A 25,628-nucleotide genomic window follows, 5' to 3' on the forward strand; every position below is an offset into this window, starting at 1 on the left:
GCTTGCGTTGAGAGAATCAGCAAAGGCAAAGTACTGACCACCCTAAAAAAGTGTCACTACCAAATAACCCCCAAGCAAAGGCAATACGACTGTCTTGAAATCGATGAGCTTTGGACATTCGTAGGTAAAAAGACCAACAAACAATGGCTAATTTATGCCTATCACCGTGACACAGGTGAAGTTGTTGCCTATGTGTGGGGAAAACGAGACCTTAACACTGTCAAAAAGCTTAAAGCTAAGCTGAAAGCCTTAGGCGTAAGTTGTGCTAGAATCGCTAGTGATACCTGGGATAGCTTTGTTACCGGTTTTAAGGGCTTTACCCAAGTCATTGGCAAGTTTTTCACGGTCGGCATTGAAGGTAATAATTACACTATCAGACATCGAGTAAGGCGAGCATTTAGGCGAAGTTGTAACTTTTCTAAAAAACTGGAAAATCACTTTAAAGCCTTTGATTTAGCTTTCTTTTACATCAATCATGGGTATGTCTAATGTCAGCCTACTTTTTGAACCACCACCAAAAAATTATTTACCGCCTATTGAGAACCGGTCGTAGATACATTTTGGGCTTATATTTGCTATTTTCTGAAATCTGCGCCTTCCTAAATGGCTGTTATTCACCCTTAAGTTCTAGCACTATATTTTAATCCTAGATTGATAGGACAGCACTTTCCTATAGGCAATAAAAAGCACAAGTCATTTTTAACTTGTGCTTTTTTAGTTAAAATTTTGGGCACTTATCTGAAGAGGTAAAAATCTTACCATCTGCTAATCGATAGGCCACCAAACAATTACCCCAGACACAGCCCCCATCTAGAGCTCTAACAGTAGGCAGATCAACTTCAGCCTTTAATGCTGCCCAGTGTCCGAATAGAATCTTACGATCACGAGGCACTTCCCACTCAAACCAAGGACGGAATGACTCCGGCATTTTATCAGTCAAGCTGGATTTAAAGCTAAACTCAAGAGAGCCGTCTTGTTTACACAGCCGCATTCTAGTGAGATAGTTGGTGATGGCTCTAATACGGGTAAAGCCATTGAGCTTGTCTGACCAATCATCTGCTTCCCCGCTATACAGATGCGGTAGCACCCTATCAAGTTGGAAAAAACCACTAGAAAGTTGTACTTGTACTTCACCGGCATATTGTGCTGCCTCGCTGATTTTCCAATGCGGTGGAATACCCGCATGAACCAATACCGTCTGCTCATTAGGAAAAGCCATTAACGGCTGGCAACGAAGCCAATTAAGCAGCTCATTACAATCTGGTGCCTTGAAAATAGCCTCAGTTTGATCTTTTTTCTTTAAGGGAGCAAAACCGCGCCATACTGCGATTAAATTAATATCATGATTGCCCAATACAGTGGCAGCCGCTCCCTGCTCACATAAGCCTTTGACATGGCGTAAGGTGGATAAAGAATCTTCGCCTCTAGCTACTAAATCTCCCACAAACCATAACTTATCTTGAGCAGGGTCAAAGTCTATTTTTTTTAGAAGATCTAGATAGGCCGCGTAACATCCTTGTAAATCTCCGATAACATACTCGGAACGATATTTCATATATTCACTCAGTTTGATTGGTAGTATTTACTCTTTTATTGGTTTTAATTTAGACCGTCCTCGTCATAGTGCCCTAGCCTTGTCGCTCAATCATCGCCCTCTTCAGGCTGATTTTGTAGTTTACTATTTACTAGGTTGCTTAGTGCCACGAAATCTTTGACATCCAAGGTCTCAGGACGAGCATTGCCTTCGATACGAATGGAGGCAAAATCCTCATCAGTCAATGTTGCCATTAATGAAGACTGCTTAAAGATAGCCCGTAAGGTCTTACGACGATGGTTAAACGTCTCACGCACCACTAACGCAAACAGTTTTTCATCTTCTGCTTGTACCGGCTTGGTAAGGTGGGGACGTAGACGGAATACAGCACTGGTTACTTTTGGCGGCGGATTAAAGGCGCCTCTTGGTACTGTTAGCAAATATTCCGTTTCACAGTAATACTGCATGATAACTGATAAACGGCCATATATCTTACTGCCCACATCAGCGGTGATGCGCTCTACGACTTCTTTTTGCAGCATAAAATGCATGTCTTCAATAATATCTGAGTACTCCAATAAGGTAAATAAAAGCGGAGTAGAAATATTATAAGGCAGGTTACCTACGACACGAAGCTTGTTCGATTTAACGCCCTCAGCCTCTTTATCATAAAGAGTTGAGTAGTCAAACTGCATGGCATTGGTATTGACAATATTGAAATTAGAATGGCTGTTAGCGCCAATACGAATACGCAGGCTGCTGGCCAGATCACGATCCAGCTCAATCACTGTCATGGCATCGACTTGCTCTAATAAAGGTTCCGTTAGCGCGCCCATACCTGGCCCAATCTCAACCAAATTATCGTCTCGGTTAAGACCAATAGAGTCCACAATCTGACTGATGATACTGTCATCGTGCAAAAAGTTTTGACCAAACCTTTTTCTAGGCTGATGTTTGGCTGCCCTTTGTAAGGTGCCATGTAACGGATGTTTTGAAGCGTCTGAATGTGTCATAAGTCGATAAATATCAGTTAGTAAAGGGGTCTAGTTTAGCATATTTCAATGAATTACTTATCTATCCAGTCTTGAAAATTCATTCACTTCGAGACTAGAGTTGATTTGACCATATCATTGGCCATGGTTAAGGCTTGCCATAAACTACTACTACTTGCCTGCCCGCCCTTAGTATCAGTGGGTTCAGCAGTTTCATTACTACGATTACCAGCCAAGTCTAAAGCGGTACCATGGTCTACTGAGGTTCGGATATAAGGCAAGCCTAACGTTAGATTCACCGTATCGCCGAAACCATGTGACTTCAACACCGGCAAGCCTTGATCATGGTACATAGCAATGACGGCATCACAATGCTTGAGGTGTCTTTGGGTAAATAGAGTATCGGCAGGCATAGCGGAGGAGATATTCACCCCTTGATCCTGGAATTGTTTTAATACAGGATTGATAATTTCAATCTCTTCAGTACCTAGATGACCGTCTTCACCGGCGTGGGGATTCAAACCACACACTAAAACCTTCGGATCTTTGAGCCCAAACTTTTGTTGTAAATCATTTAATAAAATTTGTACTGTTTGGCGCACATTATCTGGGGTAATCGCTGCTGCTACTTCCTTCAGTGGCATATGAATAGTCACCAGCGCCACCTTCATAGCCTTATTGGCTAGCATCATCACTACTTTATCACAGCCACTTTTTTGCATAAAAAACTCAGTGTGACCGGTGAACATCGACCCATCTTCTAAAGTGATGCCGGCATCGATTAATACTGATTTTTGTAAAGGTCCGGTCACAATGGCACTCGCCGATCCAGATTGAGCAAGCTTATGAGCTATCTGTAACTGGGTAATGACCATGGCGGCATTATCTACGTTTAATTGCCCCGCAATGACGGGCTGTTGGCAACCAACGTGAATCAAATAAAACTTGGGAGAGGTATCCGCTATTATGCCTGAGGACTTAGCTTGCAAAATTTTCTCAGTGAGAAATTGCTGTGAGCTATCTGCGACATTCATCACCTTACTGGCCTCAGCAATACGCTGCCACAGTGGGGCATCTAAGCTTTGGATTGGCTTGCCATACACTTGCTCAAATCTTTGTTGTAATGCCTCCTCATCAGCCAATACCACCACTGGGTAGTCAAGATTGGCAAGCTCTCCTGCTAGCGCCAACTGCAATACAATATCCATGCCTATACCAGCAGGCTCACCTGTGGTTAAAATTAAAGGAGATAGGCTAACTGACTGCCCATCACTCCCTGTATTTGGTTTAGCATGCTCTAAATCAGTTGAGTGTGTGGTCATCAATATCACCTTGTTAATAATCACTTTATTAATAATTAATTGGAGGCAAACGTAATTTGGCTATCAGTTATACCGCCCTTGATTAGCCGTCATCTAGTCCCAATTATGGGTCTAATGAATAATATATTCTTCATGATAATACGCGAGCTGCGAAAATAAAGTCATGTGTTTTTTTAATCTATAAGCGCTGTCAATGTGTTAAACTTTATCGCTCAAATCATAAACTTGATTTATCACTATATGACTTGCTTTATCACTATATGAATAGTTTTTTCAGACACTTTTAGCAAAAAAACCGCATTAGCACTACCTAACCTTAACCCTAAATCCTCCTGGTTTCAATATTTAGGGAACAAAGCCTCTGTAAATACCAAAACCTACAAATACTCCAAGTAAGGATTTAATTATTCTGCTTTTTTAGTAGCATCATATGGTGGCAGCATCATAAATAGTAACACCCTAACAGCTAATAAAGTAACATCTAATAAATTAATTCTTCAAAAGTAATACCTAAATAAATAGCAGTACCTTATTTTTCAGCAAGTTGTTTTCGCTGAGCTTATATCACCCCTGTACCTCAATAATGACAATAGAACTATGGCCGAAAGTAAAAAAAGAAGTGAAAAAAATGACAATAATGACGTTGGTTTAACCGATTTATTGAGTCAGCAGCCTCCCCATAACGTAGACATCGAAAAAGCTTTGCTAGCTACTTTGATGAGTATTGACGAATCTTTTGACAAAATATCTGACATCGTTACCAAAGACGACTTCTACGCAGGTCGCCATCAGCATATTTTTGCCGCAATCTCTCACCTCGCTATGGTAGGCGAACCTTATGATACGGTGATGGTACATGACTGGCTTAACTCACAAAAACTATTAAAACAGGCCGGTGGTGAAAGCTACTTGGCCGATATTGTGACCCAAAGCCCGAGTACCATGTTCAACATCGTCTCTTATGCAGAGCGGGTTCGTGAGCTATCAACTTTACGCCAACTTATTACAGCAGGTAATGAAATGCTAGCCTTGGCTTATGATCCCAGAGAGCGCGGTGTCAGTGACATTCTAGACACGGTTGAGTCTAAAATATTTGCGATTAACGAGCAACATAACCGACGTGCTCAGCAAAGAGGGCCTGTCGATGTCGGCTCAGTTCTAGTAAATGTTATTGAACAAATGGATGAGCTGAAGAATAATCCAGATGGCATGATTGGCTTAAAAACTCCCTTTACTGAGCTCAATAATAAAACTCAGGGACTGCAACCTGGTGATTTAATCATTGTTGCTGCCCGTCCTTCTATGGGTAAGACCACCTTCGCCATGAACTTAGCTGAAGGGGTGCTATTTCACGAAAAATTACCAGTAATTGTTTTCTCTATGGAGATGCCAGCAGAATCCATCGTTATGCGTCTGCTGTCTTCTTGGGGCCAAATTAACCAAACCAGCTTACGTTCTGCTCAAATGAATGAAGATGAATGGGCGCGTATGATGAACGCCATCTCTCATTTACAAGATAAGCATCTATATATTGATGACAGCACAGCCCTTCCCCCCTCAGAGGTACGATCACGGTGTCGCCGTATTGCAAAAAACCATGACGGTAAAGTAGGCATGGTGATAGTCGATTACCTACAGCTTATGAAAGTACCTAGCTTAAGTGGCAACCGTGTAGAAGAGATTTCAGAGATTTCACGAAGCTTAAAAGCTTTAGCACGGGAGCTAAATTGCCCTGTTATTGCCTTGTCTCAGCTTAACCGAAGCCTTGAGAACCGTCCCAACAAACGCCCTATCATGTCTGACTTACGTGAATCAGGAGCTATTGAGCAGGACGCTGACTTAATTACCTTTATTTATCGTGATGAAGTTTATAACGAAAACTCTGACCTAAAAGGGGTGGCTGAAATCATCATTGGTAAGCAGCGTAACGGACCTATTGGAACCGTGCGTTTGGCATTCGAAGGTCAATATACCCGCTTCATCAACTTAACGCCTGATCACTATATGGCGGATGCCAGTTTCGAGAACGATGAATAAGTTTTCTACTAACCCCCTACAGATTAACGCTTTAAAATAGCTGTAAATTATTAGAGTATTGAATTACGTCAACAGAGCTACTTACCTTAGGGTTTAGTGGCTCCTTTTTGTTTCACCCAACTGGCCTCGGCCTAACCTCCGTTATAATAAAAGAGAGTTTAAAACCAAGTTATGTTTCATTTTTTAAACGACTACAGCGAAAGTGCCCACCCTGACATCATTAAAGCCATGCAAGATGCCCACCTACAACAACATAAGGGCTATGGCTTCGATGAATACTCTGATCGAGTACGCGATCAAATAAAGTCGCAATTAGACAACAAAGACATTGCTATCCACTTTGGTATTACTGGCACGCAGGCAAACTTGGTTTGTATTGACGCTATGCTATCGCCAATCGATGGCATCGTAGCTTGTGACACTGGCCATATCGCTGTCAATGAAGCAGGCGCTATTGAGGCCACAGGTCATAAGGTTATCCTGGCAGAGTCCCAACAGGGTAAGTTGACCATTGAAGCCTTGGAGAAAGTACGAGTACGCCATAGCTTTACTCCGCATGTAGTTAGAGCCAAAGCGGTGTATATTTCTAATACCACCGAGCTAGGTACGGTCTATACCTATGAAGAGCTAAAGGCCTTATCAGATTATTGCCGTAGCAATGACATGTATTTGTTTATGGATGGGGCAAGATTAGGCGCCGCTATGGCTTACACCCATAGCAATCCTGATGAACGCACTTTAACCTTTGCAGATTTCGCTGAGCTCACCGATATATTTTGGTTTGGTGGTACCAAAATGGGTGCCATGTTCGGTGAGATATTAGTTATCCCCAATAAAGACATTGCCACTGACTTTAATATCTACCTGAAGCGTCATGGTGGCTTGATGGCCAAGGGGTATTTACTGGGTCTTCAGTTTGAGGTTCTATTAAAAGACGATAAGTATTTAGAGCTTTGTCTTCATGCCAATGCTATGGCTAAAAAGCTCTCTGAAGGTTTAGAGCAATGTGGTATTGAGCTGTTCGTGCCCACGCAAAGTAATCAGGTTTTTGCCCTATTACCTCCTGAGCTTATTGCTATCTTAAAAACTGAGTTTGATTTTTATGAATGGGAGCAGTTGGATAATGGGTTTACCATCTGCCGCTTAGTGACTTCTTGGGCCACGCCTGAAAATCAGGTAGAGCGTTTTATCTCCATGCTAGAAACTAATACGCTAGAGGCTAATACCTCCAATAACTAAACCTTTTGTTAAACCAAGAGAATTGTTTTTGTATCGCTAGCAATAAAAGTGTATAACTAACAAGTGATACCTCTACCCTCTCAATATTTTGCTTCAATGTATTAGGATAGCTATTATGACCCAGTCTCAAGATGTTGTAATTTATAATGTTGAAAATCATATCGCGACCATTACTCTTAATGATCCAAAAAGCTTAAATGCTTTTAGCACTCCGATGAAATGCGCCGTGGTGTCTGCCTTAAACAAAGCTGAAGCGGATGCTGAAGTTCGTGTCATTATTTTGCAAGGAGCCGGTGGTAACTTCTCAAGCGGCGGCGACATCAAAGAGATGCTGTCAGATGGCTTAGAGAAAGAGGCACTTTCAGAAAAGCTAAAAACCATGGTCACTGGAGCTGGCGAAGTCAGTTTATTACTGCGTAAAATTCATAAGCCTATTATTGCCAAACTTGAAGGTGCAGTTGCTGGTGCTGGCCTGAACTTGGCTTTAACCTGTGACTTCCGCATTACTGCTGATAATGCTAAGTTTGTACAAGCTTTCATTCATATTGGTTTAGTACCTGATGCTGGAGGTATCTACTTACTAAATGAGCTAATTGGTCCGGCTAAAACTACTGAACTAGTAATGCTCGGTGATAAAATTAGCGCCCAAGATATGGCAGATTTAAACTTAGTGAATCAAGTCGTTAGCAGCGATGAGCTTGATGCCGCCGTGTTAAAACTAGCCAATCGTTTAACCCAGCTTCCTGGTACAGCTTTAACCACTATGAAGCATTTGATTAATACTCATGCGTATATGGGTTTAAATGAAGCTTTAGATATGGAAGTCCATCAGCAAGCAAGACTGGCCAAAACTGATGACTTTATTGAAGGCATTACCGCTTTTATTGAAAAGCGTAAGCCGGTTTATAATCAGTAATTTTGTTGCTCATAAGACTACGGCTATTAGACAGTTGTAAGCTTAAGCGAATTTAAAAAGGGCTACCCTCAGGTAGCCCTTTTATTATTTAGATTTATAATGCTGAGGCAAAGTAAAGATCTTGTCAAAGATTAAGGTAAATATAAAGGTATACACCAAAAAGAACAGTAATAAAGCCAGCTCCATAGTGAAAGCTTTATAAATGCCCACGTTATACCACAGCATGTATAGTGGCAAGCAAATTAATACTAGCCCGCCCTCAAACCCTATGGCATGTATACTGCGAATTAGAACCGTTCGCTGTTGGACCTTGTTCCGGCGCTCCCAAGCTTCAAACAACGTATTAAATATAAAGTTCCAGACAACCGCTACCAACGACACCATAACAGCAACAGGTAACGATTCTGAGGCGTCACTATTACTTAACCACATCAACACATAAGTAGAAGATATAATGGCGATAATCTCAAATACAGTCACATATACTATGCGACGCTTCAAAGGCGACAAGGTAATCAACACTCACTCCTAAGTACAAAAGCACTGCACTCTAAAAGAATCGGTCCGCCCCGAGACAACAAAAAACAATTGAAATACAAGCCACGGTTTCCGCCTGTATACTCTCTAGCATAATAAGCACTAACTCTAGTTTATATAAAAACCCCTGTTATAAAATAACAAGGGCTTTAATATTAGTTCATCTAGACAATTGCTTATATAGGCTAATTTAGACTTACTGATTTGCGCGATAAGCGTCTAACGCAGCTTTCAAACGCTTAACCCCTTCCACAATTTGATCTTCTTCTAAACTGGTAAAGTTTAAGCGCATGTGATCAGTATAACCGCCGGTTAAGGAGAAAGCTTCACCTGGTACAAAGGCCACATTTTTCTCAATAGCAATTGTGAGTAAATCCATAATAGCCACACCAGGCACACGCACCCAAATGAACATACCCCCTGATGTTGGGAATAACTCAACTTCGTCACCTAGATAAGTATTGATCGCCTCTACCATGCACGCCTTTTTGGTGGCATAAGTTTGGCGAATCAAATCAATATGGGCATCTAAGTCGTGGCTGGTCACAAACTCATAGAGTAATTCTTGAACAAATGAGTTGGTGTGTAAATCGGCTGCTTGCTTGGCAATAATCATTTTCGCTAAGACAGGCTTAGGCGCAATAACCCATCCCAAACGGAAGCCTGGAACGAATACTTTCGAGAATGAGCCCATATAGACCACATTTTCTGGTGCTAAGGCATAGATAGGTCGAGTGTCTGGCGAAGATTGACCTTCCTCATCAAACAATAAAGCACCGTAAGGGTCATCTTCTAACATAATCTTGCCGGTCTCTTTTAAGATATCGGCAACTTGCTGGCGTTTTTGGGTAGAGTAAGTCAGGCCAGTAGGATTTTGAAAATTTGGAATACCATAGAAGAACTTACTGTCTTCTTCTTGCATGGTAGAGCGAAACTGATCGGTATCTAGACCATCTTCTTGCAGTTCAACCTCTTTAAATTTAGGTTGATACATACGGAAAGCTTGTATGGCTCCCAGATAAGTAGGCGCTTCCATCACCACAGCATCTTGTGGATCAATATATATTTTACCAAATAGGTCTAAAGCTTGCTGTGAGCCAGAAACAATCATTACCTGGTCTGAGGACACCTCGACATTGTGAGTGTCTGAGAAACGCTTCGCAATCCACTCTCGTAGACCAGCATGACCTTCAGTCGTTGTATACTGAAAGATACCCTGATCATTGCGATCAAACATGGCGTTGCTGGCTTCTTTAATGCTTTGATGCGGAAACAAGCTAGGATCTGGTAACCCACCAGCAAATGAAATAATTTCTGGCTTAACGGTTAGTTTTAGTATCTCGCGGATAAATGAGGGTTTTAGTTCGTTAATCACCTCTGAAAATTGATACTGCATATCGCTCTCTTTTATAACGTTATTGGGTGGATTGGTATTTTTATAATGCCAGCCAGCATTTAATATAATTATTATAGTTACCAGTATATAGAACCGGCCATTAATACGTCTAGCACCAATTGTAACTATGGCTCTAAACCCTTTAAAACAAAGACCCCGTATCTTAGGATACGGGGTCTTTTATTCAGCTAAAACTAATCAATTAACACATCAACTTATGACAGTTGAGCCACGTTAATTTTGTCAGCTTCTTCTGAGTAAGATTCCATCTGATCGAAGTTCATGTAACGATATACTTCGTCACCCATGCTGTTTAGCATGCCAGCATATTGCTGATATTCTTCGTTAGTTGGTAGCTTACCAAGTACCGCTGCAACCGCTGCTAGCTCTGCTGAAGCTAGGTATACGTTAGCACCTTGACCTAGACGGTTCGGGAAGTTACGAGTCGAGGTTGATACTGCAGTAGAGTTTGGAGCGATACGTGCTTGGTTACCCATACATAGTGAACAACCTGGCATTTCAGTACGTGCACCTGCTTGTGCGTATACGTTGTAGTAACCTTCTTCCATCAACTGGCGAGCATCCATCTTAGTAGGTGGTGCAATCCATAGACGAGTCTTCAAGCTACCTGCAGGTACTTCTTGTAGTAGTTTACCAGCGGCACGGAAGTGACCGATGTTAGTCATACAAGAACCGATGAATACTTCATCAATAGTGTCGCCGGCAACGTCAGATAGAGTTTTCGCATCATCTGGATCGTTCGGGCAGCACAGTACTGGCTCTTTGATTTGGCTCATATCGATGGTCATATCGATAGCGTATTCAGCGTCTTCGTCAGCACGCATTAAGCTTGGGTTTTTCAACCACTCTTGCATAGCTTCGATACGACGGCTTAGCGTACGAGCATCGCCATAACCTTCAGAGATCATCCACTTAAGTAGAGTGATGTTTGAGTTTAAGTACTCAGTTACCGACTCTTCAGATAGAGTGATGGTACAACCAGCGGCACTACGCTCAGCTGAGGCATCTGATAATTCGAACGCTTGCTCTACTGTTAAGTCTTCTAGACCTTCAATCTCTAAGATACGGCCGTTAAACTCGTTGATTTTACCTTTCTTATCAACAGTTAAGTAGCCTTCTTTGATCGCTTGTAATGGGATAGCGTGTACTAGGTCACGTAGTGTGATACCAGGCTGACGCTCACCAACGAAACGAACACGAACAGATTCAGGCATATCTAGTGGCATAACACCAGTCGCTGCTGCGAAAGCTACTAGACCAGAACCTGCTGGGAATGAGATACCCATTGGGAAACGAGTATGTGAGTCACCACCAGTACCTACTGTATCTGGAAGAAGCATACGGTTTAACCATGAGTGAATAATACCATCACCTGGACGTAAGCTTACACCGCCACGGTTCATGATGAAGTCAGGTAGCGTGTGCTGAGTTTCAACGTCAACTGGCTTTGGATAAGCAGCTGTGTGACAGAAAGACTGCATTACTAAATCAGCTTGGAAACCTAAGCAAGCTAAGTCTTTTAGTTCGTCACGAGTCATAGGACCAGTGGTATCTTGAGAACCAACAGTAGTCATCTTAGGCTCACAGTACATACCTGGACGTACGCCTTCCATACCACAAGCTTTACCAACCATCTTCTGAGCTAAAGTGTAACCTTTGTCTGAAGCTTCTGGTTGCTCTGGCTTAGCAAATACGTCTGAATGCTCTAGGCCTAAGTAATCACGAGCACGGTTAGTTAAAGCACGGCCTACGATTAATGGAATACGACCACCGGCACGAACTTCATCAAGAAGCGTGTTTGAGTTCAATTCGAAAGTAGACAGTACTTCGTCAGAATCATGCTTAGTGATTTTGCCTTCGTGTGGATAGATGTCAAATACATCACCCATGTTGATGTTATCAACTTGAACGTTTTCGATAGGTAGAGCACCTGAGTCTTCCATAGTGTTAAAGAAGATAGGAGCAATTTTGCCACCTAATACTAAACCACCACCACGTTTGTTTGGTACGTTAGGGATATCATCGCCCATTAACCAAAGTACAGAGTTAGTCGCTGACTTACGGCTAGAACCAGTACCTACTACGTCACCAACATATGCTAAAGGGAAGCCCTTTTCTTTTAGTGCTTCGATTTGCTTCATTGGGCCACGTACGCCCTCTTCGTCAGCTTGGATGCCATCACGAGAGTTTTTGTGCATAGCTAATGAATGTAATGGGATGTCTGGACGGCTCCATGCGTCTTGTGCTGGAGATAGGTCGTCTGTGTTGGTTTCACCCGTTACTTTAAATGCAGTGTAGGTTGTTTTTTGAGGTACTTCTGGACGCTCTAAGAACCATTCTGCATCAGCCCATGACTGAACTACTTCTTTCGCTTTTTCGTTACCCGCTTCTGCTTTTTCAGTAACGTCGTTGAAGGCGTCGAATACTAATAGGGTCTTTTTCAGTGCTGCTGCTGCGTTTTCAGCCACTTCAGCATCATCTAACGCTTCTACTAAAGGTAATACGTTATAACCACCTTGCATAGTGCCTAAGATATCAACCGCTTTTTTCTTATCGATTAGAGGTGAAGTTGCCTCGCCTTTTACGATAGCGGCTAAGAAAGCGGCTTTCACGTAAGCTGCTTGGTCAACACCTGCTGGTACACGGTTAACCAATAAGTCCATCAAGAACTCTTCTTCACCCGCTGGTGGATTTTTTAACAGCTCAACTAAATCGGCAGTCTGGTGCTCAGATAGTGGTAATGGCACTGTACCAAGTTGGGCACGTTCTTCGACATGTTTACGATATGCGTCTAACACAATAAGCGTCCTCTTTCATTATTTTACGCAGGTTAGGTAGCTGCCACAGGGTTAAATTACTGTCATCAGTCAATATTAACAGTAGAATTTTGTGGGGGCTGCCAGTACCTTGCAGGTGGGTTTAACTCTCGTCACTAATATAGCCTAAAACGCCCAAAAAGTTAATCACCAAACTGTAAACCCTATGCATTTTAAGGCCATATCGAACATTTATTTTAGAAATACCTAGTATAACTCAATGCCTGATAGCATTAATTTGTTAGGCTAATTAGTAACAACGAGAAGCACTTTAAAAAAAATATATATGGTTTAATTTGATAAGCTAATTAAAATGATTAAGACCATCATTGACCTACTTTTTTAAAAGCTGTTGGGTCTTATTTAAAAACTATTGGGTCCTATTGACCTGTTATTTCCCCCTACTTATCTTTAACTTATCTTTCGTTTATAAAAAGGAATCCTATTATGACAGACAATAAAAGTGATAATTACCAAAATGGACTAAAAGTACGTACCAAAGTTATGGGTGAGTCTCATGTGCAACGCTCTTTAAACTCAGCAACTGCTTTTACCCAGCCTCTTCAAGACTGGATTATCGAGCACGCTTGGGGCAGCACTTGGCAAGAGGAAGAAGTACTGCCTCATAAATACCGCTCACTGATAACTATGGCGTTTTTAATTGCTCAAAAAAGCCCTAATGAATTAAAAGGCCATGTCCGAGGTGCAATTAATAATGGGGCAACCGTGGCGGAAATCCGTGAAGTGCTAATGCATAGCCTACCTTATTGCGGCGCACCAGCTGCCCAAGAGGCGTTTCGAGCAGCGATAGAAGCCTTAACTGAACTGGGGATTGACTTGAATGATGACTCGCTGTAATCAGTCGAATTCAGTTCACTTTGCTTCTGTTATCAGCTTGAATTCTCCGCGCCTAGCCTAATATCTGATATAATGACATCACTCATTTTTATATTTTGAATTACTAATAAACCCTAATACTATCAAGGGTTAGGACAGAAGCTGATTATGACAACTACAGTGCAAACTTTCGTGCCAGCAGCCGCACCGAAACCAAAAAAAGCGGTTAAAGGTGAAAAACTTCGTGGCTATGACAAGGTAGCTCGTATTCCAATTAAGGTAATTCCTACGGTAGAAGCACCGAAGAAGCCCGATTGGATTCGCGTTAAGATGTCTTCACCTGCTGAGGTGGATCGCATCAAAAAAACCTTGCGTAAACAGAAGCTTTATACGGTTTGTGAAGAAGCTGCCTGCCCTAACCTGCCACAGTGCTTCGGGGATGGTACCGCTACGTTTATGATTATGGGTGATATTTGTACCCGCCGTTGTCCGTTTTGCGACGTAGCTCATGGTCGTCCTAATGAATTAGACAAAGATGAACCGCGTAATACGGCAGAAACTATTCAGGGTTTGGGCCTTAAGTATGCGGTTATCACTTCAGTTGACCGTGATGATCTAAAAGATGGTGGCGCTCAGCACTTTGTGGACGTGATTAATGAGTCAAAAGCATTAAGCCCAAACTGCTTAATTGAAATCTTAGTGCCTGACTTCCGTGGTCGTATGGAGGTGGCACTAGACTTATTGACCGAAACAGCTCCAGATGTGTTTAACCATAACATTGAAACTGTGCCCCGTCTTTATAAAGCATTCCGTCCAGGCTCTGACTACCAGCACTCACTAGATCTTCTGAAACAATACAAAGCACGCCGTCCAGACATCGCCACTAAGTGCGGATTTATGGTGGGCTTGGGTGAGACTGAAGAAGAGGTTTATGCCTTACTTGATGATCTAAAAGCCCATGATGTAGACATGATTACTATTGGTCAGTACCTGCAACCTAGTAAGAACCATGCGCCTGTAGATCGTTATGTCCATCCAGATGAGTTCCAGCGCTATATGGATTATGGTAAGAAGATTGGTTTCTTTAGCATTTGGGCCGGCCCTATGGTTCGCTCAAGCTACTTTGCTGATCGTCAATACTATGGTGAAGATTGCCCTGCCCCTGTGCGCAGCAAAAAAGCTTTGGCCGCTGAGGCGGAAGGCAAGACGCTGGGCTGCTAGTAATTGCCTCTAGCCTCAAGAGTGTTTAAGATAAAAAAGGAGATCTATTTTATAGGTCTCCTTTTTTATAGAGTGTCTACACGTAACTTATGATAAAACTAAATAGTCGTCACTTGAACAGGCTTTTTATTTGATTTATTGGCTTTAATATTTAATATAGCAATGCCAACTACAATAAAACCTCCAATAACATCCGTAATGACTTCAGGATAAATTAGTAAAAGCGCGCCAATTGCTAATAATATACGCATTATTGGGTTCATCAGCCCTTTAAAGTACCCTTCAACTGCTGCACTCAAACCAATAATACCTGTGACAGAAGTCAGAACCACAACAATGATGTCTATGATAGGTGGTAATGGAAACTCCTTGGCAGTCACCGCAAGTCCTGTAGGATCAATCATTAGCATTGTAGGATTATAGATAAACATAAAGGGAACAATAAATCCTGCCAAGGCCAATTTCAATGCTTGGAAACCAGTCTTCATTGGATCGCCACCTGCAATCCCAGCCCCTGCAAAAGCAGCCAAACAAACTGGTGGTGTGATGTTAGCAAATATACCAAAATAGAAAACAAACATATGTGCAGATAAAATAGGAATATCAAACCCTGCTAGGGCAGGAGCTGCCATGGTCGCTGTAATGATATAAGCGGGAATTGATGGCAAACCCATACCCAAAACCATTGAGGCTAACATTGTCAAAATAAGGGTTAAAAACAACGAGCCTGCACCTAAAGTCACGATAGCTGAGGTCATTACCGTGCCAAAGCTAGTTAAACTGACCACACCAATAATGATACCGACCACAGCACATGCAGCCATTACAGCTAGCGACTGACGCGCACCATCTTCTAGAGCTCCTAAAATATCATTGATGCTCATACGAGTCTCTGCTCGTAACATACTAATTACAACAGTAAATGCAATAGTATAAGCTGCTGAATATCCAACAGGTACGTTTTTCATTAATAAAAAAATAAGAAATACAATTGGTAATAGCATGTGACCACGAACTTTAATTACCTCTTTAATACGCGGTAAACTTTCTTTGGCAATACATTTAAGATCTCGACGCCCTGCCCTAAAATGAACCTGAGCAATGACTCCCAAGTAATAGAGCACAGCTGGCAGTAAAGCTGCTAGAGCAATGGTGCCATATTTAACTCCTGTAGTCTCTGCCATAATAAAGGCACTTGCCCCCATAATAGGCGGTAATATCTGGCCCCCTACTGAAGCACTAGCTTCAACTGCCCCTGCGAAGTCCTTATGGTAGCCTACCTTTTTCATTAGTGGAATAGTAAAGGCACCTGTACTTACGACGTTAGATAGGGCTGAACCATTGATACTTCCCATGAATCCACTAGACAATACAGCCACCTTTGCAGGCCCGCCTTGTTTATGACCTGCTAAAGCTAGAGCAAGATCATTAAAAAGCTGACCCATACCCGAGCGTGCTAAAAAAGCACCAAAAAGTATAAATAAGAAAATAAATGTAACCGATGCACCAATAGCAGTTGAATACAGACCTTCCGTTTTCAAAAACAACTGCCCAAATATATCTCCCATATCATAAGGTCTAGTTAATAGCCTGTCTGGCATAAAGTTTAAATGACTGATAAAAGGATAGAGCAAAAATATACTAGCTAAGATAGGTAATATCCAGCCTGTAATTCGCCGGCTCCCCTCTAATACGCAAAGAACTGTAATAATAGAAAATATAATATCTACATGATTAGCCATTCCTCCTCTAGAGGTAACAATGTCTTGATAAGCATAAAAAAGGTATGCAACGCCGGATATAGATAACAACAACCATATCCAATCATACCAAGCCACTTTATTCCTACTAGTAGACTTAGTAGCTGGGAAAATTAAGAATATTAATCCAAACCCAACGCCAACATGTACCGCCCTTTGAAGTAAGGCAGGCATAGGGTTGAATGTAATATAAAGATGAAATAGTGAATATAAGATGCAGACAGCTGCAATAAAATACTTGACTGGTCCTTGAGTTAAATGACGAGTAATTGATTCTCGATCATACTTTTCCAAGATTTGTTTATTTACCTGCTCACTACTGTGTTCTTCCTGATAAGTAGTCATGACAATAATCCTTTTTTAATATATCTATTACACTATAGCTTTTAGGGGCAATAACCACTTCTGAGTAATCAGGAACCCATTGGTAGATTAATAGATCATGGCCACCATAAAGTATCTCACCTTTGGTCAACCTAGAAACCACCCAATTAAGCTGTGTAAAATCCCTGTTAATTCTATATCCTATAAATCCTGGCTTATCTTTTGTTTCGAGCTGCTCAGTAGAGGGTGTCCCTGCTCCAAAAGCTTTAAAATATGTTTTTGTTAGCAACAAATGAGTAGTTTTATTTTGATACCACTCTTCCCACGACTGCTTCTCAACAGAGTGTATCCATCGCAACTGAAACTCAGGCTCAGTAAAATAACACAGCCCTTCTTTAGTACTGACTTCCGTAACATTTTGTCGCCAGAAAAAAATAAAAAATGCAGAGGCAATTGATAACACAACCACCCCTGCACTTAGTAATCGGTGACCTTTATTACTTGCTAGCTTGCTCATCATAAAACTTTTTAGCCCCTGGATGGATAGGTGCCACCATACCTTTTTGGGCATCAGCTAAGCTAATAGTGGATGCAGCTTGATGCGCATTTTTTAAACTCTCTAAGTTATCGAATAAGGCTTTTGTTAATTTATAACCATCTTCTTCTGATAAGTCAGAGCTAACTAGTAAAGCATTCATAATGGCAACTGTTGGTATAGGTTCTTTGTTACCATAAGTACCAGCCGGTATTTCAAAGGTATTAAAATAAGGTTTGCGAGTCATAATGTCTTTCAGCTTATCTTGATTGACACTAACAATTTTTAAATCAAACCCTTGTTCAAGTTCCATAATTGAAGAGTTTGGCAAACCACTGTTGAAAAATGCAGCATCAATCTTACCTGCTTTCATCGCATCAGCAGCTTCTGCAAAGCCTAAATAGTCAACATTGACGTCATCATAAGTGATGCCAAATTCCTGTAAAAGTGTACGTGCATTAACTTCAGTTCCTGATCCTTGGTCACCCACTGCAATACGCTTACCTTTTAAGTCTTCAATAGTATTTATACCTGAGCTCTTTGCTGCAGCTACCTGCATTACGTTGGGATACAATACTGCAATTTGTTGAATGTTAGTTACAGGTGCACTAAAATTATTCATTCCTTCAATAGCATCTGTTCCTACATCGCTCATAACAAATGCCATATCAACCTTTCCTTGAGATAAAAGGTTGATATTTTCTACTGAAGCCCCTGTTGTTTGTGTCTTTGAGTTAACTCCAAATGTTTTGGCATAAATCTCAGATAAAGAAGTGCCTATAATATTGTAGGGACCCGAGGCACCACCGGTTGCAATTGTTACGAATTTAGTTTGTAATTTATCAGCATGTGCGGCATCTGTAGTTGTCTCGGCACTTTGAGTTGTTGACTGATTTTTCTGATCAGAACACGCAGTCATACCTAAACTGGTTAATAAAACCATTGAGGCAAGCAAGATCTTTTTAGATCCAGTAGATGGATTAAGGGGAGATGATATTTCTGTCATAATTACGTCCTTATAATTGTTTATAGAAGAGGAAAACACAAAGTTTACCTATCAACTTATTGCACAACCTTTGCAATCCTTGTCTTGTTTCATCAGTATTTATAACATAAATTTTAGCATTACGATACACTGGGAACATGTAATACGGTGCAATAGTCAAATAGATTTAAGCTATAATGATGCACAATACACAAACTTCTTAGATTATTATCGAAAAGTGTAACAACACCATAAGACCTCTTTTAGAGCTACATCCTATAGGTTTAGATTTATAAATAAACTATTAACATTATCTTAACATAAAATCACCTTTAAAATAACAAGTGCCTTATTTTAATTCACTAATTCATCTTAAATAATATAAAACGATTTCTTTTTCTAAGGATTCCCCATGGCCAAGACTATAATGTCGTCCGACCAAGTTCATTCCCTCCATCACACTTTATATGCTCCAAAGAATACTGCAAAAGCTACCTTATTAATTGTTCATGGCATGACTGAGCACAGTGGCCGCTATGAGAAGTTTGCGCAATACTTAGCGGATAAAGATATTGCTGTATTAACCTATGATCAGTTAGGACATGGCCGCAGCATCAATAATGCTGATGAATTAGGCTATTTTGCTAAGCCATTTCCGGTGCAAACTTTGCTAAAAGATACGATTATTATGGCCGATACTTTAAAACGCCAGTATCCTGATGTCCCCCACTTTATTATGGGACATTCAATGGGCTCGTTTGTGGTGCGTAACGTGCTTCAAGTGCATAGCAATGATTTTGCTGGTGCAATTCTTATGGGTAGCAGTGATCATAATCCTTTAGTCAAAGCAGCATTGCCCCTAACCAAAGTCCTTAATAAATTACAACCTAAACGCCCTAACCCTGTTTTTGCTAATCTGATGAGCAAACTATTTAACGCTCAGTTAAAAGACAAATCTTCCAAATCAGATTTTGCTTGGTTATCGCTCAATCAAGAAGCAGTTGCTGAATACGAAAGAGATCCTCTTTGTGGTTTTGACTTTACCAACAATGGGTTTTGGACTCTATTCAACCTGATGGACACAGGCCTTGCAAAAAATTGGGCTGAGACCATCGACTCTGATTTCCCTATGCTATTTATCAGTGGCGAAAACGATCCTGTCGGGAATATGGGCAAAGGCGTTCGCAAGCTAACCAAGCGCATGAAAAAGCAAGGATTTACTCATGTAAGCCAACAGCTATATCCTTTAATGCGCCATGAGCCTTTGCATGAGGATGATAACCAACAAGTTTATCAAGATCTATATGGTTGGATAGACCAGAGCATTGCATAAGATAATCTTAAGCAAAGCATTCCACTCTTAAGTTTTATAGTTTGCTAAAGTGGAAGAAATTAGCGACAATATCTGAAGCGTCACTTACTGCACAGCAGGGCGCTTTGGATCTAAACCCTTCTATTTGGAAAATATATGTCATTAGAGAAAATTATTGAACAAGCATTTGAGAACCTTGCTGAATATAGCCCCAGCACCATGCCACAAGACGTTAAAGAGGCCGTTAACGATGTCCTTGAACAGCTAGATAACGGTAGTTTACGTGTGGCTGAGAAGAAGGATGGCGAATGGATAGTTAATCAGTGGGTAAAAAAAGCAGTCCTCTTGTCTTTTCGCTTGAACGATAATTACCCGATGCAAACCGGTGAACATCTGCAGTTTTATGACAAAGTTCCTACTAAATTTGCCAATTGGAAGGAAGCCCAGTTCGCTGAAGCTGGCGTGCGAGTGGTGCCTCCTGCCGTTGCACGTCGTGGTTCATTCATTGCCAAAGGCGTGGTATTAATGCCAAGCTACACCAACATTGGCGCCTATGTTGATGAAGGGGCGATGATTGATACTTGGGCAACCGTAGGTTCCTGTGCCCAAATTGGTAAAAATGTGCATTTATCTGGTGGCGTTGGTATCGGCGGTGTATTAGAGCCTCTACAGGCCAATCCAACCATCATTGAAGACAACTGCTTTATTGGTGCCCGCTCAGAGATTGTCGAAGGTGTCATCGTTGAAGAAGGGTCTGTTATCTCAATGGGCGTTTATATCGGTCAATCCACTAAGATTTATGATCGTGAGACGGGTGAGGTTCATTATGGACGTGTACCAGCAGGCTCTGTGGTAGTTTCTGGCAGTCTGCCTTCAAAAGATGGTTCACATAGCTTATACTGTGCAGTTATCGTCAAGAAAGTAGATGCAAAAACCCGCTCAAAAACCAGCATCAATGAATTATTGCGCTTGGCTTAATCTTGCGACACCATCTCATTTAATTGATGAAGGACACACTCCATGAAAAAGATATTGGTTAGTCTTGCAGCTATTACTACCTTAATACTATCGGGATGTGCTGCGATGTCTCCCTCTTATCACCAGCCACCACCAAGTGCAGATCAAGCTTGGAAGAAATCAGGGGCTACGTTGGAAACCACACGTGCAGATCTTAAATCGTGCAATTATATTGATAATGTCAGCCAAATCAACAAAACTAAATTTGAAAAGCAAACTCAGTGTATGAAGGATAAAGGCTATACCATCAGCACAAAACCTTATAATGCTTATAACTGCTATGGCAATGCGCCAGCTATGTGCGCACTGACAAGAATGAAATAAATCAGATTTATAACCTCATTTATTTTTTCTGGCATCTTAAAGAATTTACGTATGGGTAAGTCTGCTGTTAGCTGTTAGCATATTACGTTCACTAAGCCATCACTGAATATTAGAAGGTAAGGATTATTAAAATAATCCTTACCTTCACTTTTTTATTGCTCTATCTAGACCACGTCTCTATTTGCAATAATCACAACTTCTCTCTTTTAAAGTACCAATAGTCAACTTTATGTCAAATTTAAGAACTACCACCATTCCTGTTACTGACCCTGAAGCTGGGTTACGTATGACCGAGATTTTTTACTCTTTACAAGGTGAGGCACTCACATCAGGTCTGCCTACCGTATTTGTTCGTCTGACGGGCTGCCCTCTTCGCTGTGTGTATTGTGACACCACCTACTCATTTACCGGCGGTGAGCGCTTCTCTTTAGATGCCATTATGGCAGATATTGGCCAATACCCTTGCAAAAGAGTCTGTGTTACTGGCGGCGAGCCCTTAGCCCAGCCCAACTGTATTGCGCTAATCAAAAGACTGCTTGATGAGGACTATGAGGTTTCATTAGAAACAGCGGGCGCTCTATCAGTGGCCGAAGTGCCCGACGCAGTAAGTAAGGTGATGGATATAAAAACACCAAGCAGCGGCGAGTCAGATAAGAACTTGTGGTCAAACCTAGAACACCTCACCCAGCATGATCAGTTAAAGTTCGTCATTATGAACCGTGATGATTATGAGTGGTCAAAACAAAAAGTAGAAGAGTATCAGCTTGATAAGAAAGTGGGCACAGTCTGGTTTTCCCCCATGTTCAATGTCCATGAAGACGCTGCGGGTGATATAGCAGCAGTGGATGTACCTAATTTAGCTCGAGAGTTGGCAGAATGGATTTTAGAGGATGCCATTCCGGTAAGATTACAGCTGCAGCTGCATAAGATTATTTGGGCAGATGCTAAAGGCAAATAATACACCCTAAATCCACAACAGCCGAACTAGTAGGAGTCCCTTATGGTCAGGCTGATCTTGATTACCTTAATCGCCAGTGCTTTTTTTAGTTCAACCTATATCCTAAATGAATTGATGAGTAACTCCGGTGGACACTGGTTTTGGTCTTCAAGCCTGCGTTACCTATTCATGTTAATCATATTAACAGTGATGATCGGTCTGCAACATGGCCCTTTGCGTCTTCAGCAGCTGTGGGTAATTTTTAAAGATCACTGGGTCTTTTGGACCCTTACTGGTAGCATCGGTTTTGGTGTTTTTTATGCCGGTCTTTGTTATGCCGCTGATCATGTTAGTGGTTGGGTAGTAGCGGCTACCTTCATGTTCACCGTAGTAGCCAGTTTATTTGTGTTAATGGCTTTTGGTCATAAGTTTGAAAAAAAGCTCATCCTCTATGCCTTGTTGGTATTAATCGGGGTTATTCTGGTCAACGTTAGTGAGGCTTTATCCATGCCCACCGGGGCAATAATGGATATCCCATTAACGACGGTTCTAGTTTATGGCGCTCTACCCTGTATCATTGCCTCATTCAGCTATCCTATTGGCAGTCAGCTAGTCTGGCAGGCTTCCTATAATTCTAGGCAATTAAATGTAGTAGAAATTACAAAGGCCAAAAGTGCCAGACGCTCTAAAGACCAAATCTACTGGGACAATGAAGGCTTTGATGCGTTTGAAGCCTTAACCACCATTTCTCCTAGAATTGTATCGCTTGAAATGGATGACTACATTGATACCGATAGTCCCGTTCCAAAAGTAGAACAGCTACCTAAATCTAGATTAGAAGCTTTAGTGGCGAAGATACCCACCATCCCTACTAACTTACTTAGTAATTCATTCAATAAAGTATGGCTGATGACTATGGGCAGCCTGCCCTTTTGGTTAATTCTGGGTCTTTTTATTCAGCCTAAACTGCCTGATTTTAGCCAAGTAACCAATACTCTATTGGTGGCTTTTTTATCGGGCGTTATTGCTACTAGTATTTTCTTATTTGCTCGAGAACGAGCGGAAACCTCAAGTGAAGTCGCTGGTGTCGATGCGACACAAGCCAGTGAAGTGATATTTGCTCTAGTAGGTGGCATGGTGTTTTTGAACAACCCCATGCCCTCGGTTCTAGGAATAGCAGGTATTGCTATTATTATGATTGGCTTAATTTTATTTGCAAAGAATGGCTAGCCTTCCCTATCTATATTTTAAGCTTGGTGATCTTTATCAGCAAAAATTGTGAAAATATAGTCTATATGTTGCTCGACAATATCTTTTGAAAACGGATCTGTGCCCGATAAACGCTTAAACTGTGGCGCGAAGGTAAATATCGAGGTGACTGCACCCATAAATAAATAACGCACATGCAAGCTATCTCCCTTAGGCATTAACCCTAACTTCTGCGCCTGCTTTAACAGATCCAGCTCAGAGTCTGAATACGGCTAGATATACTGGTCTGTAAACCAATTGAGCAGCTCTGAATCTCCCCGGTTGGCTTGAATCATAAAGCGGTGAAAGTCTGGAAATTCTGCACTAAAATTAATATAGTGTCTCAACAACTCACGTACTCTTTGTGGTTGTTCTAAATCACCAAGGCTTTCAAGATATTTTTCTGATTGCTCGGTATAAGTGTCAAATATAGCCTCAGCTGCTGCTTTCCAGAGATCTTCTTTAGTGCCGAAATGATGAGTGATAAGGGTATGGTTTACCCCAGCTGTACTGGCAATAGCCCGTGTTGACACGCCCTCAAAACCTGCAGCAGAGAATTCCTTTAAGGCAGCATTAAGTATCTTACACTTCGTCTCACGCGCGCGTTTTTGTTCTGAACGTTTGGGTGGTGACTTTACTGTTGCGGGGTTCATTTCAACCTCAAGTATCATTGGTTATTAGATTCGAAATCTTAATGGCTCTTTATTAATTCCTAATATAGGCTTTAATAAAAAGGATTTAAAACTTTTGTGCATTTAATGAGTTTAACATATCTTTTAAACAACAAGATTTTAGCAAGGTAACATAACCGAAAAGGACTCAAGCTTAAGCTTGAGTCCTTTTATTTTTTACATTAAACAGCTTACTGATTATTGATTAATAACATCTACACCTTTTGGTGGAGTGAATTTAAATTGGCTGCTTGGGATGCTGCCATTTAGCTTCACATTACTAAATTTGATAGAGGTTACCTGACCCAATGAATCGTTTAGTACCATCATTACTGGCTTACCACCATTAAAGCTTACTGCTAAACTGTTAAAGTTACTACCACTAGCTTTCGGGTATAACACATAATAGTTTTTCTTAGCATTTGGCTGAGTAATCTTGAAATTTTGAGAGATTTTATTTGGATCGCCAGATAATAATAAAGCTGGAGTATTACCTAGCTGTTGATCAGCGTTTTGACGAGTAACTTGCTCTAAATCTTTGTCATATACCCAAAGCGCACTGCCATCAGTAACAATAAGCTGTTCAGAAGGTGAAGTAATGTTCCAGCGGAAATTATTAGGACGCTGCAAACTCACATTACCTGAGAAAGTGCCGTTCTTAGCACTTAGACCACTTTTACCCCCATTTGCGCCTTTGGTGGTTTGAGTGAAATTAGCAGTCATACTTTTGGTATTACTCAATAGAGTATTTAAACGCTTAGCCGCTGTTAAATTATCCGCAGCTGTTGCTGCTTGTGCCGCTTGTGATACGGCCATAACTGGCATACCAAAGATTAAAGCCCCTGATAGTGCTGTGCCCATTACTTTTTTCATCATAGTTTTTGTCTTGTTATTATCATTTAATTCAATGTTCATAATTTAATTTTCCTTCAATGGTTAAGTGCAATACTGCCACAACTTAAAAAGTAAAATATAATTTCGTTTATTATAACTTCTTATTAGTAAGCAATAGCACAAATCGTACTAAATTAAGTCGATCAAAAATATAAGTAGTGGATAGCCCTTCAAATAAACCGCGCTACTTATAACTTGCTGAGTAGTGTGCCATTTCTTTTATTACCTGACTAGAAGATAATTGCAAAAAAAACTTCTGGCTTGTTACGCAGTTATGACTTGCATGGCTTTAGAGGCTTAATTGTGTCATATCCCCTATTTCTGTATTGACTTCCTCCCCTCGCTAAACCGAGGGGATTCCTACAGCTAGACGGTCAAGCCCGACCGCAAGGATGTTCTTAGCAGCATTGGTATCTCTATCAGGCCATGTGCCACACTCAGCACAAGCCCATCCTCTTATTCGCAAACCTGCTCTACCCTCAAGCTACTGTCACTTATTTTGTGGCAGTACGAGCAGGTCTGGGTAGTGTAACTCTCATTTACGATCTCAAACTGACAACCTGCATGCTTGCATTTGTATTCCAGTTGTCGTTTAAGCTCAAACCATCCTGCATCATATGTCGATTTAGCTAGATTGGTTTTTCTAGTTGTAAATGAGCGAGATTTAACATCACCAACCACAATTAAGCTGTTATCTTTAACAAGCTTGGTGGTGAATTTATGAATTAAGTCTAATCTTGTGTTTTTGATTTT

23 protein-coding genes and 1 pseudogene are annotated in these 25,628 nt (G+C 41.1%); 11 read left to right on the forward strand and 13 right to left on the reverse strand.

From position 1 onward, the window contains the following. On the forward strand, positions 1-489 hold a 489-nt coding region (locus tag A1019T_RS10760; RefSeq protein ID WP_083720039.1), incomplete at its 5' end, for an IS1 family transposase. A 229-nt stretch (positions 490-718) separates the two neighbouring features. Here the strand turns inward: A1019T_RS10760 and A1019T_RS10765 are convergent. The 3 genes from A1019T_RS10765 to pdxA form a co-directional block, all read right to left on the reverse strand. Continuing rightward, positions 719-1,555 (reverse strand): symmetrical bis(5'-nucleosyl)-tetraphosphatase, encoded by an 837-nt coding sequence (locus A1019T_RS10765; RefSeq protein WP_077451637.1) that lies wholly within the window; start codon positions 1,553-1,555, stop codon positions 719-721. An 86-nt stretch (positions 1,556-1,641) separates the two neighbouring features. After that, positions 1,642-2,547 (reverse strand): 16S rRNA (adenine(1518)-N(6)/adenine(1519)-N(6))-dimethyltransferase RsmA, encoded by a 906-nt coding sequence (gene rsmA, locus A1019T_RS10770; protein ID WP_077451638.1) that lies wholly within the window; start codon positions 2,545-2,547, stop codon positions 1,642-1,644. A gap of 83 nt (positions 2,548-2,630) precedes the next feature. Continuing rightward, positions 2,631-3,734 carry a 4-hydroxythreonine-4-phosphate dehydrogenase PdxA gene (pdxA, locus tag A1019T_RS10775; protein ID WP_244156643.1) on the reverse strand — a complete coding sequence of 368 codons (1,104 nt, stop codon included), beginning with the start codon at positions 3,732-3,734 and terminating at the stop codon, positions 2,631-2,633. Positions 3,735-4,445: 711 nt separating this feature from the next. Between pdxA and dnaB the strand changes: the two genes are divergently transcribed. From dnaB to A1019T_RS10790, 3 genes are all read left to right on the forward strand, one after another. Then, positions 4,446-5,885 carry a replicative DNA helicase gene (dnaB, locus tag A1019T_RS10780; protein ID WP_077451640.1) on the forward strand — a complete coding sequence of 480 codons (1,440 nt, stop codon included), beginning with the start codon at positions 4,446-4,448 and terminating at the stop codon, positions 5,883-5,885. 171 nt (positions 5,886-6,056) lie between these two features. Beyond that, entirely contained in the window at positions 6,057-7,124 is a 1,068-nt protein-coding gene (locus A1019T_RS10785; RefSeq protein ID WP_077451641.1) for a threonine aldolase family protein, read from the forward strand. A 115-nt stretch (positions 7,125-7,239) separates the two neighbouring features. Beyond that, entirely contained in the window at positions 7,240-8,040 is an 801-nt protein-coding gene (locus A1019T_RS10790) for an enoyl-CoA hydratase/isomerase family protein (protein ID WP_077451642.1), read from the forward strand. A gap of 84 nt (positions 8,041-8,124) precedes the next feature. Here A1019T_RS10790 and A1019T_RS10795 read toward each other — a convergent pair whose 3' ends face one another. From A1019T_RS10795 to acnB, 3 genes are all read right to left on the reverse strand, one after another. Next, complete coding sequence (locus A1019T_RS10795; RefSeq protein WP_244156640.1) at positions 8,125-8,562, reverse strand: PACE efflux transporter; 438 nt, start codon at positions 8,560-8,562, stop codon at positions 8,125-8,127. 211 nt (positions 8,563-8,773) lie between these two features. Continuing rightward, a complete protein-coding gene (locus tag A1019T_RS10800) occupies positions 8,774-9,973 on the reverse strand; it encodes an aminotransferase-like domain-containing protein (RefSeq protein WP_077451643.1) in 1,200 nt (399 codons plus the stop codon). Between the two features lie 215 nt (positions 9,974-10,188). After that, positions 10,189-12,792, reverse strand: a complete 2,604-nt coding sequence (gene acnB, locus A1019T_RS10805) for a bifunctional aconitate hydratase 2/2-methylisocitrate dehydratase (RefSeq protein ID WP_077451644.1) — start codon at positions 12,790-12,792, stop codon at positions 10,189-10,191. Between the two features lie 465 nt (positions 12,793-13,257). Between acnB and A1019T_RS10810 the strand changes: the two genes are divergently transcribed. Both A1019T_RS10810 and lipA read left to right on the forward strand, forming a co-directional pair. Beyond that, positions 13,258-13,668 carry a carboxymuconolactone decarboxylase family protein gene (locus A1019T_RS10810; RefSeq protein ID WP_077451645.1) on the forward strand — a complete coding sequence of 137 codons (411 nt, stop codon included), beginning with the start codon at positions 13,258-13,260 and terminating at the stop codon, positions 13,666-13,668. Positions 13,669-13,815: 147 nt separating this feature from the next. Next, positions 13,816-14,868 (forward strand): lipoyl synthase, encoded by a 1,053-nt coding sequence (gene lipA, locus A1019T_RS10815; protein WP_077451646.1) that lies wholly within the window; start codon positions 13,816-13,818, stop codon positions 14,866-14,868. 98 nt (positions 14,869-14,966) lie between these two features. On the opposite strand, the gene A1019T_RS10820 is transcribed toward lipA, so the two are convergent. The 3 genes from A1019T_RS10820 to A1019T_RS10830 are packed head-to-tail and all read right to left on the reverse strand — an operon-like array spanning position 14,967 to position 18,493. Further along, positions 14,967-16,973, reverse strand: a complete 2,007-nt coding sequence (locus tag A1019T_RS10820) for a TRAP transporter permease (RefSeq protein WP_077451647.1) — start codon at positions 16,971-16,973, stop codon at positions 14,967-14,969. Then, positions 16,945-17,472 carry a DUF1850 domain-containing protein gene (locus A1019T_RS10825; protein ID WP_077451648.1) on the reverse strand — a complete coding sequence of 176 codons (528 nt, stop codon included), beginning with the start codon at positions 17,470-17,472 and terminating at the stop codon, positions 16,945-16,947. Before A1019T_RS10825 ends, A1019T_RS10820 begins: the two co-directional genes overlap by 29 nt. Beyond that, positions 17,450-18,493 (reverse strand): TAXI family TRAP transporter solute-binding subunit, encoded by a 1,044-nt coding sequence (locus A1019T_RS10830; RefSeq protein WP_077451649.1) that lies wholly within the window; start codon positions 18,491-18,493, stop codon positions 17,450-17,452. Before A1019T_RS10830 ends, A1019T_RS10825 begins: the two co-directional genes overlap by 23 nt. A 391-nt stretch (positions 18,494-18,884) precedes the next feature. Between A1019T_RS10830 and A1019T_RS10835 the strand changes: the two genes are divergently transcribed. From A1019T_RS10835 to A1019T_RS10855, 5 genes are all read left to right on the forward strand, one after another. Continuing rightward, positions 18,885-19,805 carry an alpha/beta fold hydrolase gene (locus tag A1019T_RS10835; RefSeq protein WP_077451650.1) on the forward strand — a complete coding sequence of 307 codons (921 nt, stop codon included), beginning with the start codon at positions 18,885-18,887 and terminating at the stop codon, positions 19,803-19,805. Positions 19,806-19,940: 135 nt separating this feature from the next. Further along, positions 19,941-20,762 (forward strand): 2,3,4,5-tetrahydropyridine-2,6-dicarboxylate N-succinyltransferase, encoded by an 822-nt coding sequence (gene dapD, locus A1019T_RS10840; protein ID WP_077451651.1) that lies wholly within the window; start codon positions 19,941-19,943, stop codon positions 20,760-20,762. 42 nt (positions 20,763-20,804) lie between these two features. Then, entirely contained in the window at positions 20,805-21,125 is a 321-nt protein-coding gene (locus tag A1019T_RS10845) for a YajG family lipoprotein (RefSeq protein ID WP_077451652.1), read from the forward strand. A gap of 229 nt (positions 21,126-21,354) precedes the next feature. Beyond that, complete coding sequence (gene queE / locus A1019T_RS10850; protein WP_077451653.1) at positions 21,355-22,083, forward strand: 7-carboxy-7-deazaguanine synthase QueE; 729 nt, start codon at positions 21,355-21,357, stop codon at positions 22,081-22,083. 42 nt (positions 22,084-22,125) lie between these two features. Beyond that, a complete protein-coding gene (locus A1019T_RS10855; protein WP_077451654.1) occupies positions 22,126-23,292 on the forward strand; it encodes a multidrug resistance efflux transporter family protein in 1,167 nt (388 codons plus the stop codon). A gap of 17 nt (positions 23,293-23,309) precedes the next feature. Here A1019T_RS10855 and A1019T_RS13745 read toward each other — a convergent pair whose 3' ends face one another. From A1019T_RS13745 to A1019T_RS10875, 4 genes and pseudogenes are all read right to left on the reverse strand, one after another. Continuing rightward, positions 23,310-23,489 carry a hypothetical protein gene (locus A1019T_RS13745; RefSeq protein WP_244156641.1) on the reverse strand — a complete coding sequence of 60 codons (180 nt, stop codon included), beginning with the start codon at positions 23,487-23,489 and terminating at the stop codon, positions 23,310-23,312. A gap of 54 nt (positions 23,490-23,543) precedes the next feature. After that, positions 23,544-23,963 carry a TetR/AcrR family transcriptional regulator gene (locus A1019T_RS13750; RefSeq protein WP_244156642.1) on the reverse strand — a complete coding sequence of 140 codons (420 nt, stop codon included), beginning with the start codon at positions 23,961-23,963 and terminating at the stop codon, positions 23,544-23,546. 216 nt (positions 23,964-24,179) lie between these two features. Beyond that, the gene (gene lolA, locus A1019T_RS10865) at positions 24,180-24,896 is read right to left on the reverse strand and encodes an outer membrane lipoprotein periplasmic chaperone LolA (protein ID WP_077451655.1); all 717 of its coding nucleotides are present in this window, start codon (positions 24,894-24,896) and stop codon (positions 24,180-24,182) included. Positions 24,897-25,218: 322 nt separating this feature from the next. Then, a pseudogene (locus tag A1019T_RS10875) lies at positions 25,219-25,628 on the reverse strand (RNA-guided endonuclease InsQ/TnpB family protein); the annotation flags it as partial.

The organism is Psychrobacter piechaudii, from assembly GCF_900162825.1.
Lineage (GTDB): Bacteria > Pseudomonadota > Gammaproteobacteria > Pseudomonadales > Moraxellaceae > Psychrobacter > Psychrobacter piechaudii.

Bases quoted from the DNA above. Each gene is read 5' to 3' on its own strand.
- A1019T_RS10765 (WP_077451637.1), bottom strand. From the start codon at position 1,555: ATGAAATATCGTTCCGAGTATGTTATCGGAGATTTACAAGGATGTTAC.
- rsmA (WP_077451638.1), bottom strand. From the start codon at position 2,547: ATGACACATTCAGACGCTTCAAAACATCCGTTACATGGCACCTTACAA.
- pdxA (WP_244156643.1), bottom strand. From the start codon at position 3,734: ATGGATATTGTATTGCAGTTGGCGCTAGCAGGAGAGCTTGCCAATCTT.
- dnaB (WP_077451640.1), top strand. From the start codon at position 4,446: ATGGCCGAAAGTAAAAAAAGAAGTGAAAAAAATGACAATAATGACGTT.
- A1019T_RS10785 (WP_077451641.1), top strand. From the start codon at position 6,057: ATGTTTCATTTTTTAAACGACTACAGCGAAAGTGCCCACCCTGACATC.
- A1019T_RS10790 (WP_077451642.1), top strand. From the start codon at position 7,240: ATGACCCAGTCTCAAGATGTTGTAATTTATAATGTTGAAAATCATATC.
- A1019T_RS10800 (WP_077451643.1), bottom strand. From the start codon at position 9,973: ATGCAGTATCAATTTTCAGAGGTGATTAACGAACTAAAACCCTCATTT.
- A1019T_RS10810 (WP_077451645.1), top strand. From the start codon at position 13,258: ATGACAGACAATAAAAGTGATAATTACCAAAATGGACTAAAAGTACGT.
- lipA (WP_077451646.1), top strand. From the start codon at position 13,816: ATGACAACTACAGTGCAAACTTTCGTGCCAGCAGCCGCACCGAAACCA.
- A1019T_RS10820 (WP_077451647.1), bottom strand. From the start codon at position 16,973: ATGACTACTTATCAGGAAGAACACAGTAGTGAGCAGGTAAATAAACAA.
- A1019T_RS10825 (WP_077451648.1), bottom strand. From the start codon at position 17,472: ATGATGAGCAAGCTAGCAAGTAATAAAGGTCACCGATTACTAAGTGCA.
- A1019T_RS10830 (WP_077451649.1), bottom strand. From the start codon at position 18,493: ATGACAGAAATATCATCTCCCCTTAATCCATCTACTGGATCTAAAAAG.
- A1019T_RS10835 (WP_077451650.1), top strand. From the start codon at position 18,885: ATGGCCAAGACTATAATGTCGTCCGACCAAGTTCATTCCCTCCATCAC.
- dapD (WP_077451651.1), top strand. From the start codon at position 19,941: ATGTCATTAGAGAAAATTATTGAACAAGCATTTGAGAACCTTGCTGAA.
- A1019T_RS10845 (WP_077451652.1), top strand. From the start codon at position 20,805: ATGAAAAAGATATTGGTTAGTCTTGCAGCTATTACTACCTTAATACTA.
- queE (WP_077451653.1), top strand. From the start codon at position 21,355: ATGTCAAATTTAAGAACTACCACCATTCCTGTTACTGACCCTGAAGCT.
- A1019T_RS10855 (WP_077451654.1), top strand. From the start codon at position 22,126: ATGGTCAGGCTGATCTTGATTACCTTAATCGCCAGTGCTTTTTTTAGT.
- A1019T_RS13745 (WP_244156641.1), bottom strand. From the start codon at position 23,489: ATGCCTAAGGGAGATAGCTTGCATGTGCGTTATTTATTTATGGGTGCA.
- A1019T_RS13750 (WP_244156642.1), bottom strand. From the start codon at position 23,963: ATGAACCCCGCAACAGTAAAGTCACCACCCAAACGTTCAGAACAAAAA.
- lolA (WP_077451655.1), bottom strand. From the start codon at position 24,896: ATGAACATTGAATTAAATGATAATAACAAGACAAAAACTATGATGAAA.